The 18,359-nt window shown below is 59.4% G+C and carries 14 protein-coding genes and 1 pseudogene; 9 read left to right on the top strand and 6 right to left on the bottom strand.

Annotated features, from left to right (window positions below; genetic code table 11):
* Nucleotides 1-209: 209 nt before the first annotated feature.
* Nucleotides 210-1,412, top strand: coding sequence for a cytosine permease (locus PSH73_RS14335; protein ID WP_370694586.1), 1,203 nt, complete (start codon nt 210-212; stop codon nt 1,410-1,412).
* 287 nt (nt 1,413-1,699) lie between these two features.
* Here PSH73_RS14335 and PSH73_RS14330 read toward each other — a convergent pair whose 3' ends face one another.
* Nucleotides 1,700-1,927 carry a helix-turn-helix transcriptional regulator gene (locus tag PSH73_RS14330; RefSeq protein ID WP_081044215.1) on the bottom strand — a complete coding sequence of 76 codons (228 nt, stop codon included), beginning with the start codon at nt 1,925-1,927 and terminating at the stop codon, nt 1,700-1,702.
* 10 nt (nt 1,928-1,937) lie between these two features.
* On the bottom strand, nt 1,938-2,498 hold the full coding sequence (locus PSH73_RS14325; RefSeq protein ID WP_057440893.1) for a DUF2975 domain-containing protein: 561 nt from the start codon (nt 2,496-2,498) through the stop codon (nt 1,938-1,940).
* Between the two features lie 208 nt (nt 2,499-2,706).
* Between PSH73_RS14325 and PSH73_RS14320 the strand changes: the two are divergent.
* Both PSH73_RS14320 and PSH73_RS14315 read left to right on the top strand, forming a co-directional pair.
* Nucleotides 2,707-2,942 (top strand): annotated as a pseudogene (locus tag PSH73_RS14320) (IS3 family transposase); the annotation flags it as partial.
* Nucleotides 2,943-3,284: 342 nt separating this feature from the next.
* Nucleotides 3,285-4,796 carry a serine protease gene (locus PSH73_RS14315; RefSeq protein ID WP_305460781.1) on the top strand — a complete coding sequence of 504 codons (1,512 nt, stop codon included), beginning with the start codon at nt 3,285-3,287 and terminating at the stop codon, nt 4,794-4,796.
* A gap of 76 nt (nt 4,797-4,872) precedes the next feature.
* Here the strand turns inward: PSH73_RS14315 and PSH73_RS14310 are convergent, their stop codons facing one another.
* On the bottom strand, nt 4,873-5,391 hold the full coding sequence (locus tag PSH73_RS14310) for a GNAT family N-acetyltransferase (protein ID WP_057959275.1): 519 nt from the start codon (nt 5,389-5,391) through the stop codon (nt 4,873-4,875).
* A gap of 311 nt (nt 5,392-5,702) precedes the next feature.
* On the opposite strand from PSH73_RS14310, the gene PSH73_RS14305 reads away from it, so the two are divergent.
* The 6 genes from PSH73_RS14305 (at nt 5,703) to PSH73_RS14280 (ending at nt 14,866) form a co-directional block, all read left to right on the top strand.
* Nucleotides 5,703-8,276: a heavy metal translocating P-type ATPase gene (locus PSH73_RS14305; RefSeq protein ID WP_305460779.1), complete on the top strand. Its 2,574-nt coding sequence runs from the start codon at nt 5,703-5,705 to the stop codon at nt 8,274-8,276.
* A gap of 165 nt (nt 8,277-8,441) precedes the next feature.
* Nucleotides 8,442-8,942: a Cu(I)-responsive transcriptional regulator gene (gene cueR, locus PSH73_RS14300; protein WP_120734437.1), complete on the top strand. Its 501-nt coding sequence runs from the start codon at nt 8,442-8,444 to the stop codon at nt 8,940-8,942.
* A 50-nt stretch (nt 8,943-8,992) separates the two neighbouring features.
* Nucleotides 8,993-9,208 carry a heavy-metal-associated domain-containing protein gene (locus PSH73_RS14295; protein ID WP_057959277.1) on the top strand — a complete coding sequence of 72 codons (216 nt, stop codon included), beginning with the start codon at nt 8,993-8,995 and terminating at the stop codon, nt 9,206-9,208.
* 361 nt (nt 9,209-9,569) lie between these two features.
* On the top strand, nt 9,570-11,288 hold the full coding sequence (locus tag PSH73_RS14290) for a hydrogenase maturation protein (RefSeq protein WP_305460777.1): 1,719 nt from the start codon (nt 9,570-9,572) through the stop codon (nt 11,286-11,288).
* 147 nt (nt 11,289-11,435) lie between these two features.
* Entirely contained in the window at nt 11,436-13,808 is a 2,373-nt protein-coding gene (locus tag PSH73_RS14285; RefSeq protein WP_370694603.1) for a DUF3772 domain-containing protein, read from the top strand.
* An 11-nt stretch (nt 13,809-13,819) separates the two neighbouring features.
* Nucleotides 13,820-14,866 (top strand): DUF2931 family protein, encoded by a 1,047-nt coding sequence (locus PSH73_RS14280; RefSeq protein ID WP_305460775.1) that lies wholly within the window; start codon nt 13,820-13,822, stop codon nt 14,864-14,866.
* Between the two features lie 36 nt (nt 14,867-14,902).
* Here PSH73_RS14280 and PSH73_RS14275 read toward each other — a convergent pair whose 3' ends face one another.
* From PSH73_RS14275 to PSH73_RS14265, 3 genes are all read right to left on the bottom strand, one after another.
* Nucleotides 14,903-16,129: an MFS transporter gene (locus PSH73_RS14275; RefSeq protein ID WP_057444027.1), complete on the bottom strand. Its 1,227-nt coding sequence runs from the start codon at nt 16,127-16,129 to the stop codon at nt 14,903-14,905.
* A gap of 281 nt (nt 16,130-16,410) precedes the next feature.
* Nucleotides 16,411-17,334, bottom strand: coding sequence for a LysR family transcriptional regulator (locus PSH73_RS14270; protein WP_057959282.1), 924 nt, complete (start codon nt 17,332-17,334; stop codon nt 16,411-16,413).
* Between the two features lie 87 nt (nt 17,335-17,421).
* Nucleotides 17,422-18,357, bottom strand: a complete 936-nt coding sequence (locus PSH73_RS14265; RefSeq protein WP_305460773.1) for a LysR substrate-binding domain-containing protein — start codon at nt 18,355-18,357, stop codon at nt 17,422-17,424.
* Between the last annotated feature and the right edge of the window lie 2 nt (nt 18,358-18,359).

Raw genomic sequence — 18,359 nt, 5'->3', positions numbered from 1 at the left:
GCCATGCCAAACGGTATGCCAACGCCGTACTTCGGTGCGGTGACGGCTGCCCGCGCTTCAACCTTTGACTGGTTTTGGAGTTCACGCATATGGCTGCTTTATCGCAATCGAATCAAACCGGGCAAGACCCGGCCCATCAGCCCGTCCCGACCGAAGCACGCATGGGGCGATTATCCCTGACTATGGCTTGGTGGGCGGTGTGCAGTGCGATGTTTTACATCGTCGTGGGTGCGTCATTGGCGTTGTCGTTCGGTACGCGCAATGCGCTGATCGGCATGGTCCTGTCGGTGATCAGCTATGGACTGATCAACAGCGTGCTCAGCCGCTTTGCGATTCGCAGCGGTCTGTCGGTGGCGTTGTTTTCACGACTACTGTTCGGCAGCACTGGGGCGTGTCTGGCGACGCTGATTTTCTTCTCGACCGCGATCTATTACGCAGTGTTTGAAGGTTCGGTGATCGCCGTGGCGCTCAACCACCTCTATCCGCAATTGGCCTATCCGCTTGCCGCACTGGTAGTGGTGCTCTACAGCGTGCCGCTGATACTGGGTAGCGTGCAGCACTGGCTGGACAAGCTCAACGGCGTGTTGCTCCCGGTGTACCTCGCAGGTTTGCTGGTGGCGGTGGGGCTATCGATCAGCTGGTATGGCTACCAGCCTCAATGGCTGGATTTCGGCCCGGCAACGCCGAGTGCATTCGGCTGGTGGGATTGCTTTGTCGCTTACATGGGCGTCTGGGTGCTGATGCTGTTCACCTTTGACTACGCACGTTTTGGCAAGCCTGAAGACGCCGAATACCACGGTCGCTGGAACTTTGGCATGCCATTCTACGCGGTGACGTTTCTGCTCAACGGCGCGGCGGGGATCTATCTGGTGAGTAGCATTCCCCATGAAGGTGCGCTGAGCGAAGTGTCAGTAGTGATGGCGATTCTGCAGTTGATGGGCCTGTGGGGGTTGCTGTTCGTCTGGGCTACGCAAACCCGGATCAACACCGCCAATTACTACTTGGCGACGCTGAATATGCAGGCGTTCTTCGGGCGTTTTGGCGCGCGCGGTTCATACCTGATGTGGGCAATAGTGGTCGGTGTGATCGTCTATGGGTTGATGCTGGCGGATGTGTTTGCCTACCTCCTCAAAGCGTTGGCGTATCAGGGGATTTTCGTGGTGGCCTGGGTCGGCGTGGCGTTGGCCAAGATCCTCTGCGAGCACAGTGATGTGAAGGCGCTTGAGCGGGTGGCAGCCTTCAATCCGGTGGGTTTGACCGCATGGTTTGGGGCTACAGCACTGGGACTGGCGTTGATGTTTGCAGGCGGTGAGCTGAGCCGCTTTTCCGCCCCCTCTACCGTGATCGTTGCGTTTGCATTGCAGGCAGGCTTGTCCCGCCTAAGCCATTCACGGTGGAGGTACGCAGAATAGGATTTTACGTCGGACTCACCGGCACCCACGGAGCAGGGCGGGCGCCGGTAGGCTGATCCGACTTCATTCCACTTGGGTTTTCCTTGACCCTTTCCCATGCAGCAGCACTCGACGCGGCCTAGGCTGCTGTTTCCAACAATAAACAGTAGCTGTTTTGAGCCGGTCGTATCCAAAATAGTCTGCAAACTCCAAATCACAACTATTCAGAAAGTGAATGCTGGAAGTTGGCGTGTTTTGAGCGCGTACCAGACTCTAACTCGCAGTTGATCTCCCGTGGTGGGCATTTTCTAGACGACAACAGAAACATGTGGCTCCGGTTGGTACACTAGGAGATCTCCAGGCTGACAACTTAAATGGGCACAAATCGCTTCAAGTGTAGCTAAGCGTACTCCTTTGACCTTGCCTTGCTTTAATAGGGATAGATTTTGTTCGGTGATACCAATTGCGGCGGCAAGGTCTTTTGACTTAACTTTGCGTTTTGCTAGCATTACATCTAACTCAATAATGATCGTCATTATGCTGGCCTTACACAAAGGTTTGATTTTCGGAACTTACTTCACTCGCTTGTGCCAAAATTCGCGCGATCACTGCGATACATCCGGCGAGAAAGAGAGCGATAAAGTCCGCTGGTGTAAAGCTGATGGTAAGTAAGCGTTGACCGGGTGGAGCATGTAAGGTGACCAGAATACTCAATATTGGTGTGCATATGAAACTTGAAACCACCCAAAGAATGACCCCCCTTCCAACTTTCCCTAAGTGAACGGCAGCATTATTGGAGAAATACTCGCTCCGGGCATACCCCTGGAACAGGCGGCGGAGGTGATTCAGGCCGCTGGCCAAGGCGATCAAAGGCACGCTGGAGATGACGATCGCGCCGAGTATTTGCCACCAGGCGAGCACTTCGATTTTTACCGCGAGTTGGGTCAACATCACTCCGCTCAGGGAAAATCCAAGCCCTAATCCGTCGTCTGACCCCAATATCGGAAATACCCACAGTGCGGCATTGAGGATGAGCATGCAGGCTATGAGCGTCAGTGTTAGAGCAGCCATACGCTGGCTAAAGGAAGCAAGGCGGTTAATGGGCATTTTTTTAAGCCTTTTTGATGGGTGGAACTCGATTTTTGCACAATAAATTACTGTATTACAATAATTACTTATTAAAATAGTGCCTTTTGTGGTGTGTTACCGCCCCTGGCACCTGCCTGGTTGTAGTGGAGGGATAGGGTCTGAGCGCCCAATGACCCACCGTGTCTACAAACGGGTCAACGCCGTGCTTTCTGACAAAGTCGAGAAACAGGTCAACGAACGGTGGCCGAGTGTGAGCAGTCGAGGAAAATACCAGGGCAATGCAGCGACGGAGGATTTTTTAGAAGCCTGCAGAAAGAACGCATTTGCAAGAGAATCTACAGAGCTCGGGATATGGCCCAGGTCGATGTGCTCGATTAGATTTAAGCGTTTTACAACCGAACGCGTCGTCACCGTCACCTGGGCGGCGTCAGTCCTGATGCCTTCGAAAGTGCCTCAGTTTGAGGCTGAGGAATGTCTACTGTGCCGCGGGTAGCTCAAAGACAGGTCTCAAGCCAGTTTCTGGTGGTGAGCCCGGCGAGTCATTTGCTGAACATCTCGCCCTGAGCCCAACCTTCAGAAGGCTGCAAGCAGGGCGCTTTCAGATGCAGCCGTCCGGTAGGCCAAGATTACACCCTTGCAACATTGACGGCCGGTCTCTGGTGGTGACGGCTTCACGCGGGCGTTGTTGGCACGTGCATGAGTACTTCCTCGGTCGTTCACTGTAGCAACCCGATATGTCACATCAGTGATAAGTGCCGAGTAAATTCAGCGCAAATCACTGTTGCAACACTTCGAGGCTCTATCATGCTGACCCGTTGTTTTATCCCCTTTCTATTTCTTTTGGTTTCTTGTATTGCCGGACAAACCCACGGCAGGGATCTGGCTGAAGGACTGACCGAACAGGACCCGTCTGTGGCGTTGCAGAACCACGACCTGCGCTATGGGCTGTGGTCCGGCATTGGACTTATGAAAAATGCAATCGGGCAAAGCTGCAATGCGGTTCTGCTGGATACTCGCGACCGGCAGAATAAAACCGTTGGCCCCGCCTATGTATTGACGAGTGGGCATTGTGTTTACTTCAGCTACGGCACGGCTTCTATCAACCAAACCGTAGAGGCGAGCATCACCTTCAACTATTTCCACGATACTCCCGCGCAACACCGGAAATTTCGCATCAAAACAGCGCATTGGAGCAGTATGGTCGGCACTGATCTGGCGGTTCTGGAGCTTGATGCGCCATTGGCTGCCCTCATTGCAGAGGGGGTCATGCCACTCAAGCTCGCGGCTCATCAGCACACTGGAGAGCGGGAGGTCATCAATGTCGGATCCCCGACCGGGTTTCGCCAAAAAGGCTTACGCATGAGTGCGTGCAAGGAAACGGCAACAAATAGCTTTGTCGAGCATCCCGGTGTATTTCCTGGCGCCATGAAAAACCGTTGCCAAGACCTTCAGTACGGAAGCTCCGGGAGCCCGATGCTCGATCGGGGTACCAACGAAATTACTGGCATTGTCAGCAAGGTCGCTGCTGTCATCAAAAAGGACATCCTCAGCAACTGTCTGAATACCTCCGCGTGTGAAGCGGCCAAGTTTAACTATAGCTATCCAGCGAACGACCTTCATCATTGTTTTGTCGATGGCCAGTTCTTGAATAACACGCGGGACTGCCAACTGAAATCCGTCGAACTCGTCCTTGAAGAGCCTTGGAAACTCAACCCCTACGTGCATTTGCAGCAGGGTGTGAACGGGCTCAGTATTTGGCCCACGTGGAACATCAGATTCTCGGTCAACGATCCCTACTATCGATTCAAGGCCGTGCGCGAGGTCAGGGAGTGTCGATCTCCCAGCGACTATCACAACGCCGTAGCGTCAACGGATGGTTACATCAACCAGGCGATCGGGCCGGCGCTGGGGGCCCATGTGTTGTGCATCATTGGGATACAAAACCGCAGCGAGCCCCTGACGCCAGCCTTGCTCCACAATGTTTTCACACACTCCGTATTTTTGACCGCCCCAACGCCGACACCGCAGATCAGCCTGAGCTACAACGTCAACTGGGACGACCAAACCACAGACTTCACCCATCACTACTTCTACGTGGATGCTTCAGAACGGGCTTTGTGCCAAGACATCGACGACGTCCGCTATGGATTGGCCAACGGCAGCAACCCTTACCAGGTGTCACAGCTCCCCATCACATTGTGCAGCTATGCCCGCAACCTTGCTGGTCAGCCGTCCGCCGTCCGTACGGATGTAATCGAAATATCAAGGTATCTCCCTCCCCAGCAAACGGTGAAGCCATCACCGTCACTACGCTAAGAGCTCATCGGTGACGATAAAAACGTCCCCGCTTGTTCACAAGGAGTGTCAGTGGGACGTTTACCGCGTAAACGCCTTAAGCCACTGGCCATGCCATGGCACACCGACTGCCCGGCGCGAATCCGTGCTGGTACTCATCGCTCACTACGGCCGCTAGCCTCTGATCCAGGTCTGCGGTGGCTTTGATCTGGAATCCCAGGCGGGCATAAAAGGGGGCGTTCCATGGCACGCTCGTGAATGTCGTGAGCGTTACGAAACTCAGTCTGTTGGCGCGGGCATAGTTCTTTGCGGCCTCAACCAGACGCCGCCCCCAACCTTGTCCCTGCACCGCGTGCATCACGGATAACTCATAGATGTGTAAATCATTGCCGTGGCGCGCAGCGCTGAGAAAGCCTTGTGGCCGGTTTTCGGCGTCCAGGGCGACCCAGCAGGTCGAGAGCGCGATACGTTGGCGATGTTGCTCAACGGACATCGGGGGTGATTCAGCCAGCCAACTCAACCCATCAATCATGCGGAAGGCTTGAGCTGCGGAAATTTCGATGGCAGGCAGGCGTTGCGCATCTTCCGGTACAGCAACGCGAATAATCGCCGGCATGGGTCGCCCTTGGTGAGGTGAGACTGAACTGGAAAAACCAGCGTTCGAGGGGTGAAGATATCATGCACTCAGAGCCTCAGGCTCAGTGGTTTTGATGGCAGTCGAACTCATCAGAGGCCGGTCTAGAGCGGTTGCCGGTATCGCTCAAGGTCCGCGCGCAGGCTCTTACGATCTGCGTGCGGTAACGTCCTCCGCAGTCCAGCTGTCACACCAAACGCCAACCTGGCGAAACAGATGACGCAAAAGCCTTGACCTTTCCATCATGGGAAGCTTCAGGCTTGCTTCATCAGTAACATTCAAGGGGTATTGCAATGGCTACGGTTTCCCATCAGCAGGGGTCCAACCCATCCAGTTCGCGGGAGGTGCGCCTGAGTCTGCCGGTCGAGGGCATGACGTGCGCATCCTGCGTCGGTCGGGTCGAGCGCGCGCTGAAAGCGGTGCCTGGCGTGCACACGGCCGCCGTCAATCTTGCCACCGAGCATGCCAGCATCACCTTCACCGGGGCGCCCGATCCCCAGGCGGCGGTGCGTGCCATCGAGAGCGCAGGCTACAGCGTGCGTGAAGAGACGACTCATCTTGCGATAGAAGGCATGACCTGTGCGTCATGTGTGGGCCGGGTCGAAAAGGCCCTGGCTAAAATCCCCGGCGTGCTCGAAGCCACGGTTAACCTGGCCACCGAGCGTGCCCGGGTGCGCCACTTGGGCGGCGCAGTCTCCACGGCAGACCTTGAAGCAGCAGTGGAGCAGGCCGGCTACAAGGCCCGCCGCTTGTCCGCCGAGTCGCCGAGCGAGGGCGACCAGGATGCCGCGCGGCGCGACAGCGAAGCTCGGGAGTTGCAGCGCTCCATGTTGATTGCAGCGCTCCTCACTTTGCCGGTCTTCATCCTTGAGATGGGTTCGCACCTTATCCCTGCCATGCACCATTGGGTGATGGGGGTCATGGGGCAGCAGACGAACTGGTATGTACAGTTCGCGCTGGCCACCCTCGTGTTGTTCGGCCCAGGGCTGCGGTTTTTCCGCAAAGGCGTACCGGCGTTGCTGCGAGGGGCGCCAGACATGAACTCGCTAGTCTCTGTGGGCACCGCGGCGGCTTACGGTTATTCGCTGGTCGCGACGTTTATTCCCGAGGTTCTGCCGCAGGGCACCGCCAACGTCTATTTCGAAGCCGCAGCGGTGATTGTGACCCTGATCCTGCTGGGCCGCACGTTGGAGGCGCGCGCCAAGGGGCGAACCTCACAGGCGATCAAGCGGCTGGCCGGTCTTCAGGCGAAGACCGCGCGCGTGGAGCGCAATGGCCAAATGTTGGAAGTTGCCCTTGATCAGGTGACGGCCGGCGACATTGTCTTCGTCCGTCCGGGGGAGAAGGTCCCGGTCGACGGCGAGGTGATTGAAGGCACCTCGTACGTTGACGAGAGCATGATCAGCGGCGAACCGGTACCTGTGTCCAAAAGCGTAGGCGCCGAAGTCGTTGGCGGCACGATCAACAAGACCGGTGCGTTCAGTTTCCGGGTGACCAAAGTGGGGGCCAACACCGTCCTCGCGCAGATTATTCGCCTGGTGGAAGAGGCGCAGGGCTCCAAGCTGCCGATCCAGGCACTGGTGGACAAGGTCACGATGTGGTTTGTCCCGGCGGTGATGGCTGCGGCCACGGTGACCTTCCTGGTCTGGCTGATTTTTGGCCCGACGCCGGCGCTGACGTTCGCGTTGGTCAACGCGGTAGCGGTGCTTATTATTGCCTGCCCCTGTGCCATGGGGCTGGCCACGCCGACCTCGATCATGGTCGGCACGGGCCGCGCAGCCGAGCTCGGGGTGCTTTTCCGCAAGGGCGAGGCATTGCAGGCGCTACGCGATGTGTCGATTATCGCCCTCGACAAGACCGGCACGCTGACCAAGGGCCGGCCTGAGTTGACCGACCTGGTTCCCGCCGAGGGCTTTGACTACGACGAAGTATTGGCACTTGTCGCGGCGGTGGAGACACGCTCCGAACATCCGATTGCCGAAGCGATTGTCAGCGCGGCAAAGAGCAAGGGCATCACGCTTGCACCGATTGAGGCCTTCGATGCCGTACCGGGCTTTGGCGTGACGGCGAAGGTCGCCGCGCGCACGGTCTCTGTGGGGGCCGACCGGTTCATGGCGCAACTGGGCCTTGATGTGACGGGCTTCCAGTCGACTGCCCGGCGTCTCGGCGAGCAAGGCAAAAGCCCGCTCTATGCGGCGATTGATGGCCGCCTGGCGGCGGTGATCGCGGTTGCCGATCCGATCAAGGAGACCACGCCCGAAGCGATCAGGGCCCTGCATGCGCTGGGGCTCAGGGTGGCGATGATCACCGGTGACAATGCGGCCACGGCAGCGGCAATCGCCAGGCAACTGGGTATCGATGAGGTGGCGGCCGAGGTGTTGCCCGACGGTAAGGTCGCGGCGCTGAAAAAGTTTCGCAGCAAGGGGGCGCGAGTTGCCTTTGTGGGTGACGGGATCAACGACGCACCGGCACTCGCCGAAGCAGACGTCGGGCTTGCCATCGGCACCGGCACCGATGTGGCCATCGAAGCCGCTGACGTGGTGCTGATGTCGGGCGACTTGCGCGGCGTGCCGAACGCCATCGCCCTCAGCCAGGCGACGATCCGCAACATCAAGCAGAACCTGTTCTGGGCCTTCGCCTACAACGCGTTGTTGATACCGGTTGCGGCGGGCGTTCTGTACCCGCTGAACGGCACGCTGCTGTCGCCGATCTTCGCCGCGGCGGCGATGGCGCTCTCCAGTATCTTCGTGCTTGGCAACGCACTGCGGCTCAAGCGCTTCCGAGCACCGATGACAGTAGAGAGCAGCGCCGAGGCGCCAGTGGGTGGGGCGGCATTGGCCAAGCCACGCCTAGCGAATGAGCACTGATATCAGGCTTGGGTTTGAACACGATTGAGGAGGCTGTAATGGCCAGTGAACCTCATCCGAGCGTGATTGTTTAAGGACACGGCCAAGCGTACTCATGCGCCGTGTGCAGGTGAGTTCCCGAATTTGCGGTGAGTAGTTGATAGGTTCCCTCAGGAGGAGAGAATGATGAATATCGGTCAAGCAGCCAAGTTCTCCGGCGTTTCGGCTAAGTCGATTCGCTACTACGAACAGATTGGTTTGGTGCCCAAGGTCAGCCGGTCTGATGCCGGCTATCGAAACTACGGTACACAGGATGTGCAAAACCTGCGTTTCATTCGCCGCGCGCGTGACCTTGGCTTTTCGGTCAGGCAGATCTCCGAGTTGCTGGTTTTGTGGGGCGACCCTGATCGCGGCTGTATCGACGTCAAGGCCATGGCCCTGTCCCATGTGGCCGGGTTGAAGGCAAAGATTGCTGACCTGCAGGCCATGGCGCAAACCCTAGAGCAGTTGGCCGAGCAATGCCATGGCAACGATCGTCCGGATTGCCCGATCATTGCCGGTTTGGCGCAGCGCACAGCCGCCGTGGCGATGGAACTGCGCCCCAGGGCTCCTCAGAATCCCCCCCGGTTTGGGGGGGATACGGCGGCCTCATCCCAGCATCGCGCCGCGATGCAGATGCATTTGTAAGCGCTGGCAAGGCTCACATTCACTCTTCAGAGCAACTTCAGGAGTTCCACATGCTGCGTTTTTTCATACCAAACATGACCTGTGGCGGCTGCGCCAGGTCCGTTACCCGGGTACTGCTGGGCGTAGACCCGCAGGCCCAGATCAAAACTGATCCGCCCACACGTGTGGTCGTGATTGACAGCACTCTGGATGCGCACACGCTGCTCACGGTGCTGAGTGACGCCGGGTATCCGGGTGAGCATCTGCCGCAAGCGATATCCAGCTGATCGTTGCCGGCGTAGTCCCGCAGGGCTGGCGCGAGATCAGATTTTTATCAATAAAAAGCCGGGAGATTGTCTCCCGGCTTTTGTATTTCCCACGTTTAGAAAGCCGTCACAAGGTGTCAGGAGACTACGCCTGCAGCCCAAGCAACCAGTACATCAGCAAGATCAGGCGGGTAGCTGCTGAGCGGGTCAAGCTGGGTGCATTGGCTAACATGCACGCCACTCAAATCAAGCCGATGTGCTGACACAAGATTGACCTCGATCATCTGCCTCCCCTGTTACTCCCTCTACTCTGGCACTTCCATAAAAGGCCAAGGATGGCTCAAGGAGCCTGCGGCCATGCATTTTCAAGGAAGAGTCAGTCATGCAGTCATTGAAGATCATGTTGTTGTCATCGGCGTTCAACGGTTTGACCCAGCGGGCCTGGCTGGACTTACGCCAGTTGGGGCACACGCCCAGTGTGGTGCTGTTCACCGATGAAGCCTCGGTATGTCGGCAGATCGAGGCATCGGCGGCGGACCTGGTGATTTGTCCGTTTCTCAAGGACCGCGTACCGCAACAACTCTGGAGCAATCCTGAGCGCCCGGTGGTGATCATTCATCCGGGCATCGTCGGCGACCGTGGCGCCAGCGCGCTGGACTGGGCCATCACCCAGCAAGTCAGGCGCTGGGGCGTCACGGCCTTGCAGGCGGTGGAGGAAATGGACGCCGGTCCGATCTGGTCGACCTGCGAGTTCGACATGCCCGCCGACGTGCGCAAATCCGAGTTGTACAACGGCCTGGTGAGTGACGCGGCGATCTCTTGCATCCGCGATGTGGTGGAGAAATTCGCCAGGGGGTTCGTGCCCACGCCCCTCGATTACACGCAGCCCGACGTCGCTGGGCGTTTGCAGCCGAATATGAAGCAGGCTGACCGCACCTTCAGTTGGTACGATTGCGCACGGTTTATCAAGCGCAGTATCGACGCCGCTGACGGCCAGCCCGGGGTGTTGGCCAGCCTCGCCGGCGGGCAGTATTACCTGTATGACGCGCACCTGGATGCGCGCCGCGGCTCGCCGGGCGAGATCCTTGCGGTACGGGACGACGCGGTATTGGTTGCGGCCGGCGATCACAGCCTGTGGCTCGGCTCGCTCAAGCGCAAGGCCTTGCCCGGCGAGGAAACCTTCAAGTTACCGGCCCGTCAGGTGTTAGCCGGGCAACTGGCTGATGTGCCGGTGCTGGACGGCTCGCTCGCCAACCAAGGCTTTGACGAGATGGCCTATCAGCCGATTCGTTACCGAGAAACCGGTCATGTGGGCGAGCTGACCTTCGAGTTCTACAACGGTGCCATGAGCACTGAACAGTGCCAGCGGCTGGTCGCAGCGTTGCGCTGGGCCAAGGCTCGGGACACCCAGGTGCTGCTGGTCAGGGGAGGGCGCGGGAGCTTTTCCAATGGGGTGCACCTCAACGTGATTCAGGCGGCCGAAGTGCCGGGGTTGGAAGCCTGGGCCAATATCCAGGCCATCGACGATGTCTGCCGCGAGCTGCTGACGGCCCGGCAACTGGTGGTCAGTGGCCTGACGGGCAGCGCCGGAGCCGGCGGCGTGATGCTGGCGCTGGCGGCCGACATCGTCTTCGCCCGGGCGGGTGTGGTCCTTAATCCGCATTACAAGACCATGGGCTTGTATGGCTCCGAATACTGGACCTACAGCCTGCCTCGGGCGGTCGGCAGTGAAGTCGCCCACAAGCTTGTCGAAGAATGCCTGCCGATCAGCGCCCTCCAGGCCCGGAACTGGGGAATGGTCCAGGACATCGGCCCACGCTGCCCACGGGCATTTGGCTTATGGCTGCTGCAACAGGCCAGCGACGCGTTGACCGATGAAAGATACGCCCTGCATCGTGCGCGCAAATCAAACATGGACCTTGCGCAGATTGAGCGCTGCCGCGAAAACGAGCTGGCACAGATGCGGTTGGATATGGTGGAAAACCGCCAGCAGTTTGCCGAGAAGTGCCGCAACTTCGTGTTCAAGCGCAAAACCTGCCAGACCCCGCAGCGCTTGCAGGCGCCGTGGGCATTGGCGCCCAGGGCCACACTGGTTGACTGAGAGGAAAACGCCGCATCTACTCTTTTACCGCCAGGGCGGAATTTCCTTTCTGCCGTGGCGGTCCATAATGCCAATGGAAAAAAGACAGAACAGGGTGAATTGATGCGGCGAATTTATAGGGGCGTCATCTGCCAGGCCTTGCTGGCCATGGTTATGGCTATCAGCCTGCCGGGATGGGCAGATGCGGCCGCCACGCCGGCGCCAGTAGAGGTCGTCGACAGCCTGGCGCTGTTGCCCGAAGACGCCAACCTCAAGCAGCTTGGCCAGCAGCTTGAGCTGATTCGCCAGAGTGTCCCCATCAGTACCAGTGACGAAAAGCTGGCGGAATTTCGACAGGGCGCACTGCAGGTGCAACAACTGGCCGGGGCATTGCTCACGGTGCGCGCCACCGAGATGGAGCGCATTGACGATCAACTCAAGGTAGTGGGCGCGGCCCAGCCGGGAGAGGCGCAGAGCCTCACCGAGCAGCGGGATGCCCTGACCCGAAAAAAGAACAGCCTGCTTGAGGATGAGCAGCACGCCAAGCAACTGAGCCAGACGAGCCGCGAACTCGCCGCGCAGATCGTTAACCTGCGGCGCAATCTGTTCAATTCCCAGGTCACCTCCCGTACCGATTCGCCCTTCAGTCCCACATTCTGGTCGACCCTGATCCGCCCCACCGCTGAAGACCTGCAGCGCCTGGACAACCTCAAGGCCGAAGGCATCGTTGCCCTCAAGAGCGCCATCAGCCCTGAGCACCGCTGGGCGTTCTTCAGCACGCTGCTGGTGGCGGTACTGATCTGGAGTTTCGGCCGGCGCCTGCTCGAGCATCTGCTTACCTGGGCGATGATCCGTTGGCTGCCGGAGGGGCGCCTGCGGCGCAGCACGTTGGCGGTGGCGGTAGGCTTATCGTCGATCCTGACGATCATGGGGGCTGTCTCGCTGATGCGCTGGGGGCTGGAAAGCAATGCGGTCCTGAGTGAAAACCTGGGCCGGCTTTCCGATCACTTGGTCACCCTGGCCACCTTCTGTGCGTTTATTGCCGGCCTTGGACGCGCCTTGCTGATGCTGCCACGCCCGTCCTGGCGGTTGCCGGCCATTGCCGATGAAATCGCCAGTGCCCTGGGGCCTTTCCCGGCGATTCTGGCGGTGGCGCTGATGCTGGTGGCGACCGAGGAGCGGATCAACAATGTCACGGGCGCCAGCCTGGCGCTGACCGTGGCGCTCAATGGCCTGACCGCCCTGACCACCGCGCTGATCTTCATCGCCGCGCTACTGCGCGTGCGCCACGTGCGCAAAAAACTGGAGCTGCAGCGCCCGGGCGGGCTCGTCGGCATGTTGCCCTTTGTCGCGTCGATGTGGGTGGCGGTGATTGTCCTCGCGTTGTTCACCGGGTATCTGTCCCTGGCCTACTTCCTTACCGTCAAACTGTTGTGGGTCAGCGTCGTGGCGGCCACGGCCTACCTGTTGATCGCCTTTTTTGGTGACGTCTGTGAAACCCTGCTTTCGCCCAGGCAGCCCAGCGGCCTGGCACTGGCCAACGCCCTGGGGCTGTCGCCACGGCACCAGGCCCAGGCGTGCACGGTGCTGGCGGGCGTCGGCCGTACCTTGCTGCTGCTCACCGCCGTGATGGCGGCCTTCCTTCCTGCGGGCTCCAGCCCCAGTGAGTTGCTCCAGGGCTTCAGCCAACTGGGCGAATCCAGCAAGACCCTGGGCAACCTGCAGATCGTTCCCCAGGACATCCTCATTGCGCTGCTGATGTTTGTCGTCGGCTTGTTCGCCGTGCGCACCTTGAAGCGCTGGCTGAGTGAGCGGTTGCTGCCGGAAACCAACATGGATGCCGGCATGCGCGCGTCCCTGGTGACCCTGGTGGGTTACCTCGGTTTTGTGTTGTTGAGCCTGCTGGTGATGTCCACCCTGCGGATCAATCTGACCAGCCTGACCTGGGTGGTCAGTGCCTTGTCGGTGGGCATCGGCTTCGGTTTGCAGGCGATTGTGCAGAACTTCATCTCCGGGCTGATCCTGCTCACCGAACGGCCGGTGAAGGTCGGCGATTGGGTCAGCCTGGGGGGCGTGGAGGGCGATATTCGCCGGATCAACGTCAGGGCGACCGAGATCCAGATGTCCGACCGCTCGACGGTGATTGTGCCGAACTCGCAGTTCATCTCGCAAAACGTGCGCAACGTCACCATGGGCAACGCGCTCGGTGTGGTGAGCATCACCCTTACCTTGCCGCTGGATACCGATGTGCTGAAGGTTCGCGAACTGCTGATGCAGTCGTTTACCGAGCACGAGGCGATTCTCGACACTCCCGCACCTTCGGTCACGTTCAAGGACCTGGCCAGGGATGGCTTGATCATTGGGGTCAGCGGCTACGTCAACAGCCCGCGCTCGGTGTCCGGCACCCGCAGCGACTTGCTGTTTATCCTGCTAGCGCGCCTGCAGGACATGGGGATTACATTGTCTTCGCCCCAGAGCATGGTGCTGATTCCGGGAGAGGCCGGTGCAGTGGCTGGTGATGTTCCTGTGAGGCAATCATGAGGTGGCAGTGCGTGACACTGAAAAGCCCGATAACCGTGATCGCTGCGGTCGTGTTCTGTTTTTCCATGGCGGCGTGCAAGAGTAAAGACATGCCTGAAACCTATAGCTGGACGGGAACTGTCTCTGCACCACAGGAATACCCCATGGAGGTTTACCGTGGCGCCCTGGTCGCTGAGGGCTTTACCTACGGTTTTGATGCGATCTGGGGCACGCAGAACACCGGTTGGGGGAGTCCTGGCGGAACCATGACCACGGCGCTGGAAAAAAAGGCAGTGCCCTATCAACTGGAATTCACGTGGTACTCGCTGGTGGAGAGAACGTTCTATAGCGGCCAATGGAACTTGGACCCACAGAAGATAAAGAGCCTCCTGGATGAGGGCTTTATTGATCAGGACACCCATAAAAAAGACACCTACAGCACGTTTATCGTGGGGTTGGCGCCACAGGGCAGGGTGGTGCTCTGGATGAGCGGGGCGGGAAACCAGAAGGAAGTGGGGGTCTTTCAGGCGCAGGCCACAAACCTTACCAAGGAGAGCGCCTACAGCAATGCCCAGTACATGTTCAAAGACGGCTATGCAGACCGCATGCTCAATGATCCATCCTATAAGACCTTCAGTGCCGATATCCGGCAAAAAATAGCCACGCAGGGCTATCCCCCGGCAAACATCTACGACACCTACCGGGAGAAATACAGCTGGAGGCCTGTGGTTGTGCTGCAGCAAGGCGAATGGCTTGATTTCGGATTCAGCGCCTACAACGGCGAGCAGGAGAATCTTTTCGGAAAGGCCCTACTCGACAATCACTATGTAAAACGGGCCATTCCAACGTTCTGCGGGTTCTATTGGCGCAATGGCAACAGCCGGTATGGCGTCTGGATTGACGCATTCGATGAAAAAGAAATCTTTGATATTTTCCAGAAACTGAGCAAACAAAAAGACATAGACCTGCTGGTGAAGGTTGACGCGCAAAACACCCGGGTTTCCCTGGCATTAAGGGCGGGCGCGCAAGAGATTCCCATCGGCAAAGCCAAAGTCAGGCTGTCCCGTAAAATCGAGTAGGCTCCCCCGCCTGAGGGGAGAGCCAGGTTTCACTGCTCAGCAGGGCTGGGCCGCAAGGCTGTTGCTGACATTGCGTCCCAGCACCAGCACGGTCACAAAACCCAAGCCCACCAGCACCGTGGCGAGGCTCAGGAGCACCGAGCTGCCCAACTGGTCGACGATCCGCCCACCGAAGAATGAACCCAGGGCAATAATCACCTGGAACAGGGCGACGAAGAGCGGCATGCCGCGTTCGACATCCTTGGGCGCCACGACAAACATCCAGATACTGGCGCAGGCCGGGAAGGCGCCGAAGGCAAAACCCCAGAGCCCAATCAACATGGCTGCGCCGGTCATGCCGGTGGCGAAGTGGGGGAACAGGGCGGTGCTGGTGCCAATCATCAGCGCCACCAGCAACAGGGTGTGACGTACGCTGCGGTTGGCGGCAAAGCCGGCAAAAATATTACCCGCGACCCCAGCCACGCCGAAGAGCAACAGCAACGAGCCAATCGTCGGGCCGTCGAAGCCGGCACTGTGCTTGAAGAACGGCGCCACATAGGTGTACGCGGCAAAGTGCGCCAGGCCGATCAGCAATACTGCGATCAATCCGACCCGCGCTTGGGGGTTGATAAACAAGGCGGGCAGGTCGCGGATGTGGATGGCTTTCTCCGGGTTGAGTCGCGGCAGCAGAAATATCTGCGCCAGGAGGACCGGGACGCCCATCAGCGCGGTGACCAGGAAGGTCATGCGCCAGCCCATCAGGCCGCTAAGCCAGGTGCCTACGGGCACGCCCAGCACGGTGGCGAGGGTCACGCCGACCATGATGATCGAAGTCGCCTGGGCGACGCCCACACCCTTGGGCGCCAGCCGGCCGCTGAGAGCGATGGCGGTCGCCCAGAAGCCGCCGATGCTGATGCCCAGCAGTACGCGGCCCAACAGCAGCAGGCCAAAGTCGCTGGCAAAAGCCACCACCGAGTTGGCGATGATCATGATCAGCGTCAGGCCGATCAATAAATAGCGACGGTCCATGGTGCCAATGCTGACCGACAGCAAAGGCGCGGCGAGGGCGGCCATGATGCCGGGCAGGGTCACCATCAGCCCGGCGTGACCGGCAGTGATACCCAAGTCACTGGCGACATCATTGAGCACACCCACCGGCAGAAACTCACTGGTTACCAGGGCGAAGGCACCTACGGCCACGGAGAGAATCGCCAGCCACTGCTGTTTGACACTCTGTTGATTATGTTCGGGAAGGCTGCGAGGGGCCTGGTGGGCACTTGGCATGGGTGAAGATCCGGGGGAAATGCAGCCTGAAGCCAGGCCGGGGGGAGAATGTGGAGGCGATTATAGGAATCAGTGTGGGTAATTAAACAGGGCGCTCGGTTTGATAGTCATCATCAATGCAATCAATGCCGCCCCGGCGATGGATTGGGGGAGATGCTGGTGCGCCAGGCGCAGCAAGTGCAAGGTCACGCTATCCGGAGCCAGGCAGATGACCACGCTGCCGGCGGCAACCGCGCCATGGGAAATACTATAAAGTCTCTGCCCAATACTTTTGGCCGCGACTAATCGGTGGTCGCTGGCACAGCGGTGGCGCCGAAGTCGAGCAGGGAGATAAAACTGTCGAGCAACGGTGATTGGTTGTCGGTGTTCCAGCTCAGGTACAGGCCGATGGCCGGATTGGGGGCGGCGCCGACCGGGCCGATCCGGAGAAACACGACCTTGTCGCGCATGATCGAGTTGGCAATCGACTCCGGCACCAGGGCAACGCCGAAGCCACAGGCCACCAGGCCGATCAAGGTATGGAGCTGCGCGGCTTCCTGCACCACCCTGGGGTAAAAGCCGGCGGCTTCACACAGGGCGATCAACTGGCTGTGATAGCCGCTGCCCAGGGCCTGGGGGGTGAACACGAAGTCTTCCCCGGCGAAGTCCCGCAAGTCGATCTGGCCAGCGCCAGCCTTGGGGTGGTCGGCGGGCAATGCCATCACGATCTGTTCGTTCAGCAACAGGCGCGACTCGACGTTTTGCGCCGCAATCGGCAACTTGCGCATGAAAGCAATATCCGCTTCCCCCGACACAATGGCCTTGGCCTGGCTGGCGGAGGGCATCTCCTTGATGACCAATTGCACCTTGGGGATGGTCTCGCGAAACCGGCGCAGGCTACTGAGCAGTGACGCGTAGTAGGTGATCGACACCGCAGTCACCGTCAGTTTGCCCGCAATCCCCTCGGTTACCTGGCGCGCGTGCTCGATACCCCGCTCCAATTCGTTGAGGGTGCTGTAAGCGGCATCCAGGAATACGCCACCGGCCGGGGTCAGTTTTACCCCGCGTTTGCTGCGGGTAAACAGACTGAACCCCAGCTTGCCCTCCAGGCGGTTGATGGCCTGGCTCAGCGGCGGTTGGGCCATGTGCAGGCGTATCGCCGCCTTATGAAAGTGCAGCTCTTCAGCCACGGCAATGAACTGGCGCAGCAGGCGGGTTTCGATCATGTCTTCTGTTCCTTCATTTGAACCGATCAGTGGGCCAGGCGCGGCAATGGTACCGTTTATTGGCCCGCGTCGAGCCCCAGCCTCTTGTCACTGCCCGTCCGCCCACCCCGGCTGGCGCCCGAACGCCTCGAACAGCTCAATGATGGTTGCCTTGACCTTCTGTACCGCATTGCTCTCGACCACCGTGTCATGCCAGCACAGTGAAAGATCGCGCTTGAACAGTCGATGATCGATCCTGGCCAGCTTGAGCCGCTGTTGCCCCAGCTCGGCATGGGCCGCCGCCCACGGCAGGACCGTGACACCCAACTGCGCCTTGACGGCTGAGAACAAAAGGTCGGTGGAGTTGGCTTCAAACTCAACCTCGCATTTGAGGCCGGCCTCCTGCAGGGCAAACTCGACCCGATTGCGGATGGTATTCGGCGCACACGGTAGCACCAGCGGCATTTTTGCCAATGCCTCTATCGACACCGGGTCTTCGGCCAATTCAAATTCCGGCCAGGCCACCAAATACAGCGTTTCAGTTAACAGCCGCTGGAACGCCATGCCTCGGGTTTCGACCACATCAACGTTCACCGCCAGTGCCACCCGCCCCACGGTGATCAGGCGCCCCAGTTCGGCGCTGGGGGCGTCAATCAACTCCAGCTTGATGCCGGGATATCGCTGGCCAATCGCGCGCGCCAAGGGAATGGCCAGCATGCGTGCGGTACTCGAGGGCATGCCGACCGAGACTTTGCCCTGGGGGAAGTCGGCGTCCTGGCGCAGCATTTCCCGGGTGCCATCGGCTTGGCGCAGCAGCTCGATGGCGTGCCGGTAAAGGGTCTGCCCGGCCGCCGTGGGCACCACGCCATGCACGCTGCGCTCCAGCAACTGCATGCCCATATCCAGCTCCAGGTTACGCATCTGCTGGCTGATGGCCGGTTGCGCAATATGCAGCGCTTCACTGGCGCGGGTAATGTTGCCGCACTCGATGACTTTGACGAAGTAGCGCAATTGGCGCAGGTCCATGGGTACCTCTTGATTCATAT

It is taken from the genome of Pseudomonas sp. FP2294 (genome assembly GCF_030687625.1).
Lineage (GTDB): Bacteria > Pseudomonadota > Gammaproteobacteria > Pseudomonadales > Pseudomonadaceae > Aquipseudomonas > Aquipseudomonas shahriarae.
This window is presented reverse-complemented; position numbering and strand designations above follow the sequence as displayed.